We start from the raw sequence: 15760 nt of genomic DNA, 5'->3' as shown, positions 1-15760 counted from the left end.
TTGCCTTCAGGAACCTATATTGCTCCATTACCTCTATCATTCTATAGTTTTAGATAGAAACTCAGTCCTTTAGAAGAGAAAAGGACTATAGAGAATGATGAGGAGGCCTACGGAAAATGTGGTTTCAAGCAAAGGTGGATTTAAGCTTTCAAGAAGCTTTAGTGATAGATCAGGAAAGACGGAACCGTTTTATACTTGGAATTTTATTTACAATGGTTGTTGCCGGTTCCGGTACATGGCTGGCAGTCTTACCGGGAATCAATCGAATCGGAGCAATGCTAAGTGCTATCTTGATTGCCGTTATTTATCGAAATGTTATTGGATATCCGGAGAGTATTCGCGAAGGGATTCAGTTTTCTGCGCGTTACCTGATGCGTTTTGCCATTGTACTTTATGGATTCAAGCTTAATATTGATATGGTTATTCATAAGGGCGGGATGCTTCTTGTTTATGACGCAATGACGATTGTTATTGCGATAACAACGACTATGTTATTGGCAAAGTTGTTTAAAGCAGACCTCAACCTCTCTTTGCTTCTTGGAATCGGGACAGGAGTGTGTGGAGCCGCAGCAATTGCAGCAGTATCTCCGATTTTAAAAGCAAATGACGAAGATACTGCAATCAGCGCCGGTATTATTGCCTTAATTGGAACAGTCTTTGCTTTAACCTATACATTTTTGATGCCATTTTTACCTATGAGTGCTGTTCAATACGGTGTCTGGAGCGGTGTCAGTTTACATGAGATAGCTCATGTGGCAGCCGCCGCTATGCCAGCCGGCCCGGATGTGTTAGCGATGGGGTTGTTAGCCAAGCTTGGCAGAGTATTCTTACTGATCCCCTTAAGCCTAATCCTTTCATTTTGGATGAAGCGCAAAGGAGAGGGTAATGGTAATCAAAGCGCACCCTTTCCCTGGTTTCTGGCAGGATTCATAATGACAAGTTTAATGGGAACTTATCTGCCGATTCCAGATTATGTTCTAAACGATATTTCCAAAGCATCTACTTTTTTGCTAGCAGCGGCTATGGTTGGGTTAGGCCTTAATGTCCATCTGTCAAGTTTGCGGACTAGAGCAATGCGTCCCCTTCTGGCAATGATCATTGCTTCAATAGCAGTATCGACAGTATCTTTCTTTACCCTTATGTGGTTTGGCTTGTAAGGTTAAAGACTCAGTGGCAACTGGGAACAGCTGCTACTAAGTGATTTGTAGCTTTCCGAATAGACCTCCATGCCAAAACGGCACCATCAATGCATGGAAATTAATCAATTCCGCGACACCCACTTCTTCAAATGGGTGTTCCTTATTCTACTTCGGGGTAGACTCCCCCCACCGAAGTCTTGATGTTCAGCTTTGCTGGACGAGTTCACTTTCAGGGACAGAAAGTATAACTTATTAATATATACTTTCTAATCATAAGTGCGACTAAAGCTACATCCTGCGGTGAGGAAAGCGGGTTGGCTAATGAGAAAATGCAAAATGTCTTCGGGTTCGGATGTGAACTTTAAAAGCATAAAAGCTAATTGCATTTTTTGCCTTTGGCATAAACCTAAGCCTAGAGATGAGATACTGTTCATCCTCACTGTTTAGAGAACGTCTGCTCAGGTTATGCTTCTTGCCAAACAATTCTTCGTAAACCATGTCTCTATTTAATGTTAGGCAACGTTTATAGATAAAATAACGTTCTCCGAGAGAAAACTGGATATAAAGGGTGTTCGGATTTTGATTATGAATACCAATCAGTTTTGTGGGCTCAGTTCTATCGATTTTGGACCATCCAGCATATAGATCGCGGATTTCGGCAACCGCTTGGGTAAAGCAACTCGAACAAATAGAGTATACTGCTATTTGATTTTGGTTAACAGCTGGATTAGGGTTGAGAAAAAAGTGTTCTCGTTCATAAACTTTTAGCGGTATAACATTTGGAGCAGAATCTAACTGCGGTACAATCACCAAGTCGACAGGACCTAAGTCTATGATGCTGTTGGGCGAAAATATCTCTTCCAAGCGTTTAGCCCCCTTTAGGTTTACCTATCATTTAGTTATTTCCACGTAAAGGTATCTTTAGCCTGAAAATTTTACTGTAATAATATATACTATATCAAAAAACATAAGGTTAGCACTTTTTGTTGAGCAGGGAAAGCAGGGGACAGTCCCTGCTTTTTTATACTGTCAGAAAGTTATAAGTACAACTAAGGCTGCCGCCTTCGCGAGGCTTCTCCGCTAAGTTAACACGTGCGAACACAGAGCCGTGTCTTCGTGGGTGCCAGCCAAGTTTTCTTTAGTTATTTAGCCCGAGCCTGAAGCTGAGTGTTGGCTTTCTATAGATGCGTCACGCATGGTAATAACTTGGGTAAAAAGGCAATGTGAAAGTAACGGAAATGTCCTGTACTCCAGCAATTTAACTGGAGTAATACACTAGGTTTGACCACTTGGGCGAAAAGCTATTGACCAAGTGGTCAAACCCAGTGTATAATCCTATCATTCTAGCGCAGTCTTGCAAGGAGAGATCACATTGTACGATAATTTTGAAAATCTAAATGAAGAAAAAAAGAAAAAAATTTTAGATGTATGTATCCATGAATTTGCAGATAAAGGATATGATAAAGCCTCAACTAATTCAATTATCAAAGAAGCAGGCATTTCTAAAGGGATTTTGTTTCATTACTTTAACAATAAAAAAAGTCTATTTTTCTATATGCTAGATCACTGCATGCAGGTAATGATGGGAGAATTTACGAAATATCCCTTAACAGAGACAAAGGACATCTTTCAAAGGTTTAGTGAACTGGGTGTGATCAAGTTTAAGATCGCTCAGAAATATCCCTATATTGTTAAACTATTTATGGAAGCACTTGCAAGTCCACCTGACGACATACGCTCTGAGATTGAACAAAAATATATCCAAGCCTCCAAAGAATATATGCCGACGTTTTTTGAGGATATTGATTATTCAAAGTTCCGAAACGGAGTAGTACCTTCTAAGGCGATTCAAATAATTATACTTTTTCTAGGGGCACTTGGAGAAAAGTATCTCAAGGACTATAAAGGCAAGGAACATGAGATGTTCCAAGACTACGATAAGATTATGGCAGAGTATATGGAGTACATGGAAATATTGAAGTATGGAATGTACGGTTCAGAATTGGAGACTAATTCACATGTCTAGGAGGTGAGATGGATGGATGTTCTTATGGAAGGAAAAGACCTTCGCAAGCATTATCGCACAGGTGAAGTGGAAATCGAAGTATTGAAAGGAATAAAATTCCAAATATTTTATGGGGAATTTATTGTCGTCTTAGGCCAAAGCGGCTCCGGGAAAACTACGTTATTAAATATTATCGGTGGAATGACCCAGGCATCGACGGGTGAGCTTTATTACAAAGAACAACCGCTTCATGAGATTGATGACCAAGAGCTTACACTTTTCCGCCGTAATGAAGTGGGCTTTGTCTTTCAAAACTACAACTTAATGCCAAATCTCACAGCCTATGAAAATGTAAGACTAGCTGTGGAAATTGCTCAAAATCCTCTTTCTGTATCAGACATCTTGCGTGAGGTTGGCCTGGAGAATTGGTCAGATCATTTCCCGTCCCAACTCTCCGGAGGACAGCAACAACGGGTTGCTATTGCACGTGCCATCGTTAAAAACCCTGAACTTCTCCTTTGTGATGAGCCGACGGGGGCTTTAGATATTCAAACAGGTATTCAGGTTTTAAAAGCCTTGCAAAAATTAAATCGTGAATACCATAAGACTGTGATCATCATTACGCATAATGTAGAAATTGCCAAAATGGCGAATAGGGTTTTCTATTTGAAGGACGGATTACTTGATGATGTCAAAGTCATAGAAAAACCACTTTGCCCTGAGGAGATATCATGGTAATGCTTAGAAGAAAGACATGGAGAGATATCAAAGAAAATTTTGGGATTTATCTCGCTTGTATCATGGTCATTGCCTTAGGCTTACTCCTCTATACCTCGATGTCCATTGCAGTGGAAAGTATGGATAAGGCACAGCAAGATTTTTATGCGGAAACAAACTTCGCCGACGGATTTATCACTGTGACAGGGTATCCTGAAAACAAAGTAAACTCGCTTACGTTCCTGCCTGGGATTGATCAAGCCGCAGGACGGATTGTCAAAGAAGTTCGTGTGATAGACCAACAAGAGGACTCTAATCGATACTTGAAAATGGTCACTCTGAATGAGGCCAATGTCCCTCAAATTAACCTGATTCAGCTTATCGAGGGGCAACTTCCGAACGAAAACCAACCAGAAATCCTCGTAGACCCAAAATTCTTAGTGGCAAATCATTTGTCGTTAGGAGATTCAATTGACGTTAGTATTGATGGAAATCAGGTCTCCTTATATATCACGGGAACTGCGCAAAGCCCAGAGTTCATTTACATTATGAGAAATGCCCAAGACATTTATCCATCAGCTGAAGAATTTGGGATAGCCTATGTTCCCTTAAGCACACTTAAAGCACTGGTCAAGGAAAAAGGACAAGTCAATGATATTGTGATAACTCTGAAACCCGGAGTTAGCTTTGATTCGGTGAAGGATAGTCTCCAAGCCGAGTTAAAACCCTATGGAGTCCGGAGTATTGTCCCTCGTAAGGATCAAACGAGTCACGCCATTCTAACAAGTGAAATTAAACAAATTCGAACTATGACAAAAACTCTTCCTGTTGTGTTTCTGGGGGTTGCGGCCATTATTCTGTATACAATGTTGCGTCGACTGATCGAACAGCAAAGGGTGGCAATCGGGACACTTAAGGCCTTTGGCTTTACGGATCGAGAGATTGTCTTACATTATTTGACCTACCCCGTGGTTATTGGGACAACAGGGGGATTGCTTGGAGGATTATCCGGAGTTGCTCTTTCGTTTCCCTTAACCATGATGTACAAAGAATTCTTTGCTTTGCCTGGCCTTAAAAGCGAATTCTCCCTTAAATACCTCTTTTTCAGTCTAGCGCTGGCGTTCGTCTTTAGCGTACTCAGTGGGGTGAAAGGGAGTCTGGATATTTTGCGCTTGGAACCGTCCGAAGCCATGAGACCCCCGGCACCAGGGACTGCGCGCAAAACTTTAATCGAAAAATTCACGTGGTTTTGGCAAACTCTCTCCTCTCAAGCCCAGATGGGTATTCGGGATGTTTTTAGAACACCAACCAGGAGTCTCTTTAACGTCATAGGGATCGCGGTAGTCTATAGTTTAATGACAGTTTCATGGTCAATGCAGAATATGACTGACTTACTAACAGTGGTCCAGCTGGAACAAGTTCAAACCTATGATGTCAAATTACAGTTAACTGAACCTTCCCCTGCTGGGGCAGTGAAATTCGCCCTCGCACATGACCCAGGGGTGTCTAAAGTTGAACCTGTACTGGAAGTGCCTGCTTCTTTGAGATGCGGTTGGTTAAAGAAAGACGTGGCATTGATGGGCCTCTCTGAAGAGTCGACACTCTATAACATTCTGGATAAAAGCGGCCGTCGCTTGGAGGTTCCTCACCATGGAGTTTTGCTATCAGAACATTTAGCTAAATCTTTAAACGTCAAAGTGGGAGATATCATCTATGTAGAAAGTCCCTTGCGGCGAGAAACTCTCAGTCAAAAGGGTGAAAACTTACTGGTCACAGGGGTAGTCCCTCAATATGTTGGACTTAATGCCTTTATGAAGGACACAGAATTACAACGATTTCTAAGGCAAGGGGAAATAAGTACTTCGATGTTAATACAGATGGATTCTGCTGAAATAGGATCCATGAAAAGCAAATATCAAAATGCCAGTAACGTCTCCTCAATCGAATCTCTCAAGGATACGGGGGCTAAGATCCAAAAAATGATGGAATCGTTTGGTTTTACGGTTTGGTTGCTCGCTATTCTCGGCGGCTTTTGCGGATTTGCCCTTATCTATAATGCTAGTATCATCTCTCTCTCGGAACGGAAACGAGAATTAGCGTCTCTCCGTGTCTTAGGAATGACACCAAGAGAGGTATTGCGAGTGATCACTTCAGAACAATGGGCCTTATATGCTTTTGGAATTCTACTTGGAATACCGATGGCCTATGGATTAAGCATGAGTATGGCACAATCAATGAGCAATGATATGTACTCTCTTCCGGCAGACCTTCCACCCATGGCTTTGCTGGGCGCGGCTGCAGGAACTGCCTTTTCTGTTTTAGTGGCCCAAAGCAGAGCATACTACAAAATAAAATCACTTCCCTATGTTGAAATCCTTGCGACTCGAGACTAAAGAGCTGACTGAATTGGGATCGAAATCAGAATGTTAATTAAAATATTAAGCAGAGAATTGCAATTTAAAGTAAGAGGAGGGCGAAAATGGCCATTGAAACCAAGTTTAATCAAACACCTAAAAAATTTAAGTTGCCAAAGGTTAAGCATCGTAAATTCATGATTTTCGGAGGGCTTGCACTCCTGATTTTTATTGCGGTCACCATCACTAATGCGATGCCCCTGCCGGTTAACGTTATTGCCATGCACCCCAAAGACTTTAACAAAGGATTCACAGAGGAAGGGGAAGTTATGGCTGCCCAAGAGTGGCCGATCTTTAACCCTGTTGAGGGAAAATTGCAATCCCTTAAGGTCCAAAATGGAGACAGTGTTAAAAAGGGACAAGTACTTTTGGAAATGAACACCAGTGATTTTAACTATCAATTGGAGGGACTGAAGGCTCAATTGCAAAGTCTGGAAGGACAACGCTTAGAAAATGATAAAAGCCCTGATCAGGCACAAATCGCCCAACAAACTTTACTCATACAACTAGCCGAAAAGGATGTTCAGACTGAGGGACAAAACTTAACTCGCATGAAGGCTCTCTATGACGCCGGTACCATCGCTCGTGTTCAATATGAAGAAGCGGAGAGAATGTTCGAGAAAGCAAAAAACCTGTTGGAACAGCAGAAATTAGGCTTACAACTGATATATGAGCAACATCAGACTTCTCAAGGGACAGAGCTGTATTACAGTAATCAGAAGAAAGCCGTTCAGGCCCAAATCGACCAATTAGAAGATAAGATTAACAAAGCCGCAGTAGTAGCTCTTCAAGATGGGATTATCAAAGACCTCTCTCTTAAAGAAGGTAACGTCATCCCTCAAGGCCAGCAAATTCTGACCGTGTTCACAAATGAGGTTTACAAATTAGAGAGCTTCGTTCTAGCCAGTGATGCCCTCGATATAAAAGTAGGAAGTCCGGTTCAAGTGATTCAAGCGACCAGCTTGGGTAATAAGACATTTGCGGGTACAGTTGATGCCGTTGCTATCTCAGCGATCGAGAGGGTTTCTCCCCTTGGCCTAAAGGAAAATCGTGTTAAGGTTACTATTTTGCTCTCTGAAGATTCTCCCAAAGTTGTTCTCGGAAGCAATGTGGATGTCAAATTCACCACACTGGAAGTCCCCAATCAACTAATGATTCCCAAAACCGCCTTTTTTCCTTATCAAGAGGGGGAGGCTGTCTGGCTGATTCGGGAAGGTAAAGCTAAAATCCAGCCAGTGAAAAAGGGCCTGGAAAATGACAGTCAGGTTACTATAGTGGAAGGCTTAGCGGAAGGAGATCTAATTCTTCAGGACCCAAATTTAAAAGAACTGAAGGAAGGAAAACGTCTTAAAGAAACACTTTAAAAAGAAGAACTTTTGAAATTGTGGGAATAATGCAAAGGGGATTGCTTGAAAAGGTATCCTCCTTTGTTAATGTCCATCTTTATAATCATCGGTGAACAACAACAAAAAACAGAACCACATCTTAAAGCTCCAAGGACATTCTTGATGATTTTTAATTGCCTTGATATAATAAACCGGAAAATTATTGGGACAAGAACTATAGCTATGGCAAGTAAGCTTGGTTTGTTAAGAGAGTATGGTTGTGTTATTATGAATAATTGACACGGTCGTTCGGTGCGGAAACAAGATGGGATTGCTCAGAGGAGAGAAAAATAATGATGGAAACAATTAAAAATTCCCCAAATTATCGTTGGTATGTTCTAGCTACAGTGGCGATCGGTACCTTTATGGCTACTTTAGACAGCAGTATTGTAAACGTAGCCTTGCCTACGATATCTGGTCAATTCCATTCGGATCTTTCTACGCTTCAATGGGTGGTTAGTGCCTATCTTTTGACAATTACCAGTTTGTTACCGGTCTTTGGTCGGATTGCTGACATGTTTGGACGTAAAAGGGTCTTCGCCCTTGGCTTTATAATTTTCACTCTAGGTTCAGTTTTATGCGGCTTTGCCCAAGACATCTGGTTTCTGGTAGGGACTAGAGTGGTGCAAGCAGTAGGCGCTTCGATGTTAATGTCTAACAGCGCCGCCATTATTACCGCAATTTTCCCGCCTAAGGAGCGGGGCAGAGCACTGGGACTGACCGGGACAGTCGTTGCTCTGGGTTCGCTGACCGGCCCTGCTTTAGGCGGAATTATCATTGGCTTGACAAGCTGGCGTTCGATTTTTTTTATAAACCTTCCTATTGGCATTATAGGGTATGCGGCTGTTCTTTTGATTCTGCCAAGTGATGTATCGAACAACGATAAAGAGAGTTTTGACTATACGGGTGCTTTTTCATTTACATTCGGGATGATCTGTGTACTCTTGGGAATTACGAATAGTGAGGCATGGGGATGGTCGAGTCTTCCTGTCCTTTTAAGCCTGATGCTGGGCATAACATCGCTGGTCTTCTTCGTTATAACTGAGCGTAAAGTTCAGCATCCTATGATTGATTTATCACTCTTCCTCAACCGTCCCTTTCTTATAGGAAACCTCTCGGGAGGGTTATCCTTTGTAGCTATGTTTGCTAACAACATGCTATTACCATTTTACTTGCAAGGGATTCTTAACTACAGGCCTTCTCAGGTTGGATTAATGTTAATGGTCTTCCCTGTGGTAATGGCTATTGTGGCTCCTGTCAGCGGTTCCGCTTCTGACAAATTTGGACCTATGATTCTTACAACAGGCGGGTTGGTCATTACTTCATTAGGTTTGTTCTATTTTTCTACCATTCAGACCGATGCGAGTTTTTTACAGATAATCCCCGGTCCCATACTCATGGGCTTAGGAGCCGGCATGTTCCAATCTCCAAACAACAGCAGTGTGATGAGTTCGGTTCCTCCTCAAAAGCTTAGTATTGCCGGAGGAATAAACAGCCTTGTAAGAAACTTAGGAATGGTGATAGGTATTGCCTTATCCGTTTCGTTGTTCGAAGCATGGGGCGGTGTTACTCTGCCCCAACCTAGTCAAGTAGAAGAGTTTATGTCTGCTTATCACTCCGTTATGTTAGTTTCCATGGGTATTGCCCTTCTGGCGGCAGTGATATCCTTTAGCCGCAAAAGCTATGCGAAAAGTAATTGAAACTAATTGAAGAAACCCCTTGACAATAAAAAATAGTAGTGTAGAATAGTGAAAACTGTTAAAATGACGATGAGAGGAAATAGTACAGTCCCTTTTGCCGTTTATAGAGAGCTGTCGGGTGGTGAAAGACAGTAATGGTATGGGCTTGGAACTCTTCCTCGAGTAGCCGACCGAAATTGTTTTAAAGTAGGCTCGGACGGAGCTTCCGCCGTTAAAAGGAAGGAGATATCGGAACTTCGATGTTCGAAGTTGGTATTCGAAATTCGAACCATAAAGTTATTTTTAGGGTCGAACCGCGAACTACGAACCACGATTAACTCCCGTATCTACAGAGAAGACGGCTATTTGCTGTCAACTTGAGTGGTACCGCGAACTAACCCTTCGTCTCAATCAGAGACGAAGGGTTTATTTTATTTTAAGGAGGAATCACAAAAAATGCGCAGATTATATGTATTCGACACTACCCTCAGAGATGGGGAGCAATCCTTGGGGATTACTCTAAATGTCAAAGAGAAATTGGAAATAGGTCAACAGTTAGTGAAGCTTGGAGTGGATGTCATAGAAGCAGGTTTTCCCGCATCCTCGCCAGGGGACTTAGAATCCGTTCGGACGATTGCTAAGGAACTTAAAGGGGTTATCATTTGCGGGTTAACCAGAGCGGTAGTACAAGACATTGATCTTTGTGCGGAAGCTCTGCGCAAAGCGGAATATCCTCGAATCCATACTGGCATAGGAGTTTCTCCTGTTCATATGGAAAAGAAATTAAAACTGACGCCTGACCAAGTTGTGGAGCAGGCACTTGCTGCGGTTAAGTACGCGAAAAAATATGTAAGCGATGTTGAGTTTTATGCAGAGGATGCTTTTCGCAGTGACCCAATATTCTTGGCAAGGGTGATTGAAAATGTAATTTCTGCTGGGGCTACTGTGGTTAATATCCCAGATACCGTAGGTTATGCAAACCCATGGGAATACGGGGAACTAATTCAATCGGTTATTCAAAACGTTAAGAATATTGACAAAGCCATCGTGAGTGTTCATTGTCACAATGATTTGGGCATGGCAACCGCCAATTCTTTAGCAGGAATTAAAGCGGGAGCGGGCCAAGTGGAGGGAACGATTAACGGTATAGGCGAAAGGGCAGGAAATACTTCTCTTGAAGAGGTCATTATGTCGATTTACACCCGGCGTGACGGCTACGGGGTAGAGAGCAAAGTCAATACCCGCGAGATATCAGCCACCAGCAGACTGGTTTCCCGTATAACTGGAGTGACAGTCCCAGATCATAAGGCGATTGTAGGAGCCAATGCTTTTAATCATGCCTCGGGCATTCATCAAGATGGAGTTCTTAAAGATCGAGAAACTTATGAGATTATTCAACCCGAAACCATCGGAGTGCCACAAAATTTTATCAGCCTTACAGCAAGATCAGGAAGACATGCCCTCCAACATTGTCTGGAGGAATTGGGATATAAAGTAGAAGGCGCTCAGCTTGACGATGTTTATCAACGGTTCTTGCAGCTAGCGGATCTGAAGAAGGAAGTGTTCGATCAAGACCTTTACGTCCTGATGGGGGATTCAGGAAGCACAGCGAATAGTTTTGTTTTAAAGAGTATGTCTATTGCGACAAATGGTATGGAGATGGCTACTGCTACCGTGACCTTGGAAATTGAGGGAAACGTGATGACCGATGCCGCTTGTGGCAATGGTCCTGTGAACGCACTATTTAACACGATTGACAGGATAACAGGAAATAATTCAATCCTTGAAGATTATGCTCTCAAATCTGTGACACGAAGCAGTGAAGCGCTGGGAGAAGCCACGGTTAAGCTGCGTCATGGGGATGGTCGTCTTGTAGTGGGAAAAGGTTTTTCAACGGACATCATTGAAGCGAGTGCTAAAGCCTATATTAATGCTCTTGAGAAGAGACCAACGAACTAAGTTAGAAATAGAAGAGGGCAATCGTACCAGAATCACTGGTTCGACTGCCCTCATAAGTGTTCATTAAGATGGTTTTTCAAAAAGATTCAGATCAATTCAGAATCAGGCACGCGTAGAGACCCGTTTTGTTTCCCTTGCTGAGCGAGGCTCCTTACTATTTTCATGAACAATCAAAGGAGGAGTCGTTTCTTCAAATAGTTGACTCAACCCAGTAAACTGGGCACCTTGTTCAACTTTAAACTGACGTGTGCATATATCTCCAAATAAGCGCGCCGTAGAATTTAATTCTAAAAGATCCGCAGTCTTTATGTTTCCGTGTACTTCCCCGGCAATGCTCACAGTATTGGCCTCAATATCAGCCTTCAAATGAGCGCTGTTACCAATTATTAAATCCCCGGTTGCTTGTACACTTCCTTCGACTTTTCCGTCAATCCTAGCATTCCCATTGATGATGATTGATCCGGTTATTTGGCACTCCGAAGCAATTAACGTAACGTCACCATTAGATTGAGAGTTGGAAAGTTTTTTGAACATTTGTTTTAAATCTCCTTTGTTACTTCAGTAAAGGTTAAAGGATCCACATTTCTTTCATTAACAATGGTACCGTAATGAAGATGAGATCCCGTACTTCGACCGGAATTTCCACTGTAAGCAATCACGTCTCGTTTTTTTACATGGTCCCCTTCCTTCACCAGAAGCTGAGAATTATGACCATAAAAGGTCGTTATGCCTTGGCCGTGATCAATGTCTACTCTTAGCCCGAAGATTAAGTTTTGGCCAGCAAAGGTAACAACCCCATCTGCAGTCGCTAGGACAGGGGTGCCATAATCACAGGCGATGTCAATTCCATTATGAAACTCTTTCGACCAACCTCCAAAGGGATTTCGGCGATAACCGTGAGGAGAGGTGATCTCTCCATTTACAGGAAGAAGGCTTGGAGTGTGTTCAAGTTGATCTTTTTGCACAATCGCTGCTTCGTAATAGCGTTGTAAGAGAACCAAATGGTCAGCAACAATTTTAGCATTTTGGTCGGGAGTTTGAAGCAGAGGGTTGACAAGAATAGAGTTGGGGGCAGGATGGCTGATACCGCGGCTAAGGGATGTCGATGATGCGGAGGGTTGTAATGGCAAGAGGGTAGAAAGTTTTTCTTCGAGGTCTGTTATCCGGTTAAGATCTTCAGTAATTTGAGTGGACTTTTCATTTAGAGTGGAGATTTTCTTATCACGTTCTTCAATCGTGGATTCAAGTCGAGTAATGTGGTCTATAGTAGGTTGCAGATGATTTATGTAATGACTTAGATAAAGGGTCCGAGCAAATAAACCAATGATTATCAACCCTATAAGAAGCATTCCTGCACCCAGATACCGCTTGCCGAGTTTAGAAAATTGAAATTGGCGTGTCGTCGACTGATCAGGCGGAATGAATATAATCGTATATTTACCTTTCAATCTCATTCCTCCAGATAAATGTTTGGAATATTTATTCCTATATTTACAATAAACGTCCTTAAAGTGCTTGTCAAGAAATCCAGCGAATTGTGGGCAATATCAAGGGATTTGAACCCAATAAAAGAATATTAGAGGGTTATAATCCAAATTAAACGGTTTCTATCAAATTATTAGGATCTGACTAATTCAAATAGTTCCAGATTGAGAGTCTGACCTATTAAAGAGGATTAACAGGAATACATAATACAATACACGAATAGGGTTACTTTCATTTGGTTTTTTATTATAATAGAATGTATGAAGCTACGCTGATTTGGTATTGACGAATAATGAAGGCGCGCAAGAGAAAATCGATGCGCGCTTTCTGAATGGAGAAAAATGCCTGCATCAAGAGAAGGGGTATTTGACCCATATATTATTGGGGGAGGAAGTGTTAGATTGTGGAAACAAAAATGCCGATGGTGTTGGATGTCATAAGTGAAAATATTATTAAGCATGGCAGTCCGCTGGCTTTAAAGGGTTCTGAAGTTTCTTCATGGGCTAAGGAACTTGACTTGCCGGCTAAAGGGGACGTGCTTTTTTATACAGGTGGAGAATATCAGATGCTCCCCTTTATCGACTCGTTGGTTAAAACAATTACTCATCTCGATCAGGGTAGCAAGGTTTTTTCTATGATGATGGGCGCAAGAAATATACTGAATAAGACCGGATTCAGTCCGGAAAAGATGTATGCTTCGGTACTTGCTAAGGACAAGGACAGGTATAATTCGGTTTGTTTTAAAGCCGCCAAGGTGCTTAAAGAACTGGGTTATGAGTTCTGTTACTCAGGAAATGAGGAACTGTACAGCGGAGCCTTGCTCTATGAATTAGGATACTTACAAGACATGGAGGATTATGTAAAGAGAGTAGTGGAAGTGATTAAAAAAAGCGGTGCTAAAACCATTGTTTGCCTCTCTCCTCATGCTGCAGAAGTCTTTAAGTTTGTTTATCCAAAAATGGTTGAAGGTTTTGACTTTGAAATACGTACGTATGTTGACCTCGTTTGGGAGCGGCGAGATAAGTTAGCTAAGCTCCAATCTGCCGAGTCAGTTGTGATACATGATTCTTGCCGATTGGCTCGAGAATTAGGTATTCATCAAGAACTGAGAGATATTCTGGTCAGCATTGGTGCCGATGTGAAAGAAGCTCCTATGAACCGTGAATGGACGTCTTGTTGTGGCGGACCCATAAAAATTCTGTTTCCAGAGTTATCCCATGTTATTGGTGAACGCCGTGTGACTGAATTGAAGGAAAGCGGTTCAGCACATATTCTGACGTCATGTCCGTATTGCCTCTCAGCCTTAGAGGCTGGACGCGCTAAGGGTGATTCAGCTGTAGTTGAAGATTTAATTGAATTCCTATATAGGGGGGTTAAAGCATGACAGTGGATTTGAGAAAGGACTTTGTCAATTATGCCAAGTCCCTTAATGCAGCCAGCGAGGATAAAAACATTCGGACAGCGATTTCAAGGGCGGTTACTTCCTATCGCAATACAGTTACCGAAACTTTAGAACGTTTTCCGCATACCCCGGCACTGGCAGAGGAAGTACAAGAGATTAAGCGGCAGTCTATGGCTAATTTGGACAATCTATTGGAAACGGCAATGGCCTCTGTGGAGCGCAACAAAGGAAAAGCCTTTTACGCTAAGGATCATCAGGCTGCTTTAGATATTGCTCTCGGTATTATTGGCAAGGGTAAAACTGTAGTCAAAGGAAAAAGTATGCTGGGAGAGGAACTCCATCTGCGTGAATACCTGGAGGACAATGGCAACGAGGTCTGGGAGACTGATTTGGGAGAGTTCATACTTCAACTGCGTAAGGAACGTCCAATGCATATCCTTTCCCCTTCCATTCATGTTCCACGAGAACAAGTGGCTGAGGTCTTTACGAAGTTTTTTGGCAAAGTAGTGCCGCCGGATATTGCCGAAGAAGTGAAGGTAGTCAAAGAATTTCTGCGTGAAAAGTATTTTACTGCGGATGTAGGAATCAGTGGTGCCAATGTAGTGGCTGCAGACACCGGCGCAATGGTTATTATTGAAAACGAAGGTAATGTTCGACTGGCAACGGGTGCGCCTCCGGTCCATATTGTTATGGTTGGGGTTGAGAAATTAGTCCCGACGTTTCAGGAAGCTATGAAAGTTGCTGAAGTTACCTGGAGATATGCTCAGTATGGTGTTCCAGGTTACGTTAATATTGTCAGCGGGCCGAGCAAAACGGGCGATATCGAGAAAGTGACAACTTATGGAGCGCACGGCCCTAAGGAATTCTACGTCATCTTCGTAGATAATGGCCGAAATGAAATGGCCCATGAGGAAAAGTTCAGTCAGGCCTTGCATTGTCTGCGTTGTGGTGGATGTATGTATGAGTGCCCTGTGTTCCAAGTAACTGCAGGTCATTTTGGTCACACCTATATGGGAGGCATCGGCGCAATCTGGACAGCATTTGTGTCCGGAGGCATGGAGAAAGCAGCTCCCCTTGTTTACTCTTGCTTGCGTTGTGGCAGATGTGTAGAGAGGTGTCCGATGAGTATCAATGTTCCTGCTATGATTGGAGAACTTCGAGAGCGCGTTATTTACGGTAAATTAGAAGGATAAAACTAAAAAAGCCAGTTTCTAAAAACATTTGCGGATAAATCTGCAAATGTTTTTTTTGTATGAATTAAATTTAACGAAAAACTAACAGCTTAAATTTTTTGAAAATTCATTAATATTTATAAAATATATGGCAATAGTTTATCTGGGAATTACTGAGTGCCGAGAAAAGATAATAATAGTAAAGGAAGAGAATCTTACATACACAAGAAATCATTGTAATTTATAATTGCAGGTAATATAATAGAGCTAGTACTGGGTAATTTAGCAACGAAGCTTTCTAGAGGTGATTATCTTATCTCTGGGAAGCTTTTCTTGTAAAAGAAATGGGAGGTGAATAACAGACAAATTTATTTAGTGGTGGGAATAGAGAAAGAAAAAGGAG

12 protein-coding genes and 1 other annotated feature are annotated in these 15760 nt (G+C 42.2%); of the genes, 9 read left to right on the top strand and 3 right to left on the bottom strand.

The genetic code is table 11. The features are described from left to right. The first annotated feature begins 116 nt into the window (after nucleotides 1–116). On the top strand, nucleotides 117–1157 hold the full coding sequence (locus LJE72_RS08225; protein WP_229247135.1) for a YeiH family protein: 1041 nt from the start codon (nucleotides 117–119) through the stop codon (nucleotides 1155–1157). Between the two features lie 300 nt (nucleotides 1158–1457). On the opposite strand, the gene LJE72_RS08220 is transcribed toward LJE72_RS08225, so the two are convergent. After that, on the bottom strand, nucleotides 1458–2003 hold the full coding sequence (locus tag LJE72_RS08220; RefSeq protein ID WP_229247134.1) for a hypothetical protein: 546 nt from the start codon (nucleotides 2001–2003) through the stop codon (nucleotides 1458–1460). 508 nt (nucleotides 2004–2511) lie between these two features. On the opposite strand from LJE72_RS08220, the gene LJE72_RS08215 reads away from it, so the two are divergent. The 6 genes from LJE72_RS08215 (at nucleotide 2512) to LJE72_RS08190 (ending at nucleotide 11298) form a co-directional block, all read left to right on the top strand. Beyond that, nucleotides 2512–3165, top strand: a complete 654-nt coding sequence (locus LJE72_RS08215) for a TetR/AcrR family transcriptional regulator (RefSeq protein ID WP_229247133.1) — start codon at nucleotides 2512–2514, stop codon at nucleotides 3163–3165. 12 nt (nucleotides 3166–3177) lie between these two features. Then, nucleotides 3178–3882, top strand: a complete 705-nt coding sequence (locus tag LJE72_RS08210) for an ABC transporter ATP-binding protein (RefSeq protein WP_229247132.1) — start codon at nucleotides 3178–3180, stop codon at nucleotides 3880–3882. Further along, nucleotides 3876–6254, top strand: coding sequence for an ABC transporter permease (locus LJE72_RS08205; protein WP_229247131.1), 2379 nt, complete (start codon nucleotides 3876–3878; stop codon nucleotides 6252–6254). Before LJE72_RS08210 ends, LJE72_RS08205 begins: the two co-directional genes overlap by 7 nt. Before the next feature lie 86 nt (nucleotides 6255–6340). After that, complete coding sequence (locus tag LJE72_RS08200; protein WP_229247130.1) at nucleotides 6341–7639, top strand: efflux RND transporter periplasmic adaptor subunit; 1299 nt, start codon at nucleotides 6341–6343, stop codon at nucleotides 7637–7639. A gap of 314 nt (nucleotides 7640–7953) precedes the next feature. Continuing rightward, nucleotides 7954–9360 (top strand): MFS transporter, encoded by a 1407-nt coding sequence (locus tag LJE72_RS08195; protein WP_229247129.1) that lies wholly within the window; start codon nucleotides 7954–7956, stop codon nucleotides 9358–9360. Between the two features lie 60 nt (nucleotides 9361–9420). Beyond that, nucleotides 9421–9752: a binding site (T-box leader), on the top strand. 43 nt (nucleotides 9753–9795) lie between these two features. Beyond that, complete coding sequence (locus tag LJE72_RS08190) at nucleotides 9796–11298, top strand: 2-isopropylmalate synthase (protein ID WP_229247128.1); 1503 nt, start codon at nucleotides 9796–9798, stop codon at nucleotides 11296–11298. 102 nt (nucleotides 11299–11400) lie between these two features. Here LJE72_RS08190 and LJE72_RS08185 read toward each other — a convergent pair whose 3' ends face one another. Both LJE72_RS08185 and LJE72_RS08180 read right to left on the bottom strand, forming a co-directional pair. Then, nucleotides 11401–11832: a bactofilin family protein gene (locus LJE72_RS08185; protein WP_229247127.1), complete on the bottom strand. Its 432-nt coding sequence runs from the start codon at nucleotides 11830–11832 to the stop codon at nucleotides 11401–11403. Between the two features lie 5 nt (nucleotides 11833–11837). Beyond that, nucleotides 11838–12746 (bottom strand): M23 family metallopeptidase, encoded by a 909-nt coding sequence (locus LJE72_RS08180; protein WP_229247126.1) that lies wholly within the window; start codon nucleotides 12744–12746, stop codon nucleotides 11838–11840. Between the two features lie 440 nt (nucleotides 12747–13186). On the opposite strand from LJE72_RS08180, the gene LJE72_RS08175 reads away from it, so the two are divergent. After that, entirely contained in the window at nucleotides 13187–14167 is a 981-nt protein-coding gene (locus LJE72_RS08175; RefSeq protein ID WP_229247125.1) for a (Fe-S)-binding protein, read from the top strand. After that, nucleotides 14164–15378 carry an LUD domain-containing protein gene (locus tag LJE72_RS08170; RefSeq protein ID WP_229247124.1) on the top strand — a complete coding sequence of 405 codons (1215 nt, stop codon included), beginning with the start codon at nucleotides 14164–14166 and terminating at the stop codon, nucleotides 15376–15378. Before LJE72_RS08175 ends, LJE72_RS08170 begins: the two co-directional genes overlap by 4 nt. Nucleotides 15379–15760 lie beyond the last annotated feature (382 nt).

The sequence above is a fragment of the Desulfosporosinus shakirovi genome, assembly GCF_020595055.1.
GTDB lineage: Bacteria > Bacillota > Desulfitobacteriia > Desulfitobacteriales > Desulfitobacteriaceae > Desulfosporosinus > Desulfosporosinus shakirovi.
This window is presented reverse-complemented; position numbering and strand designations above follow the sequence as displayed.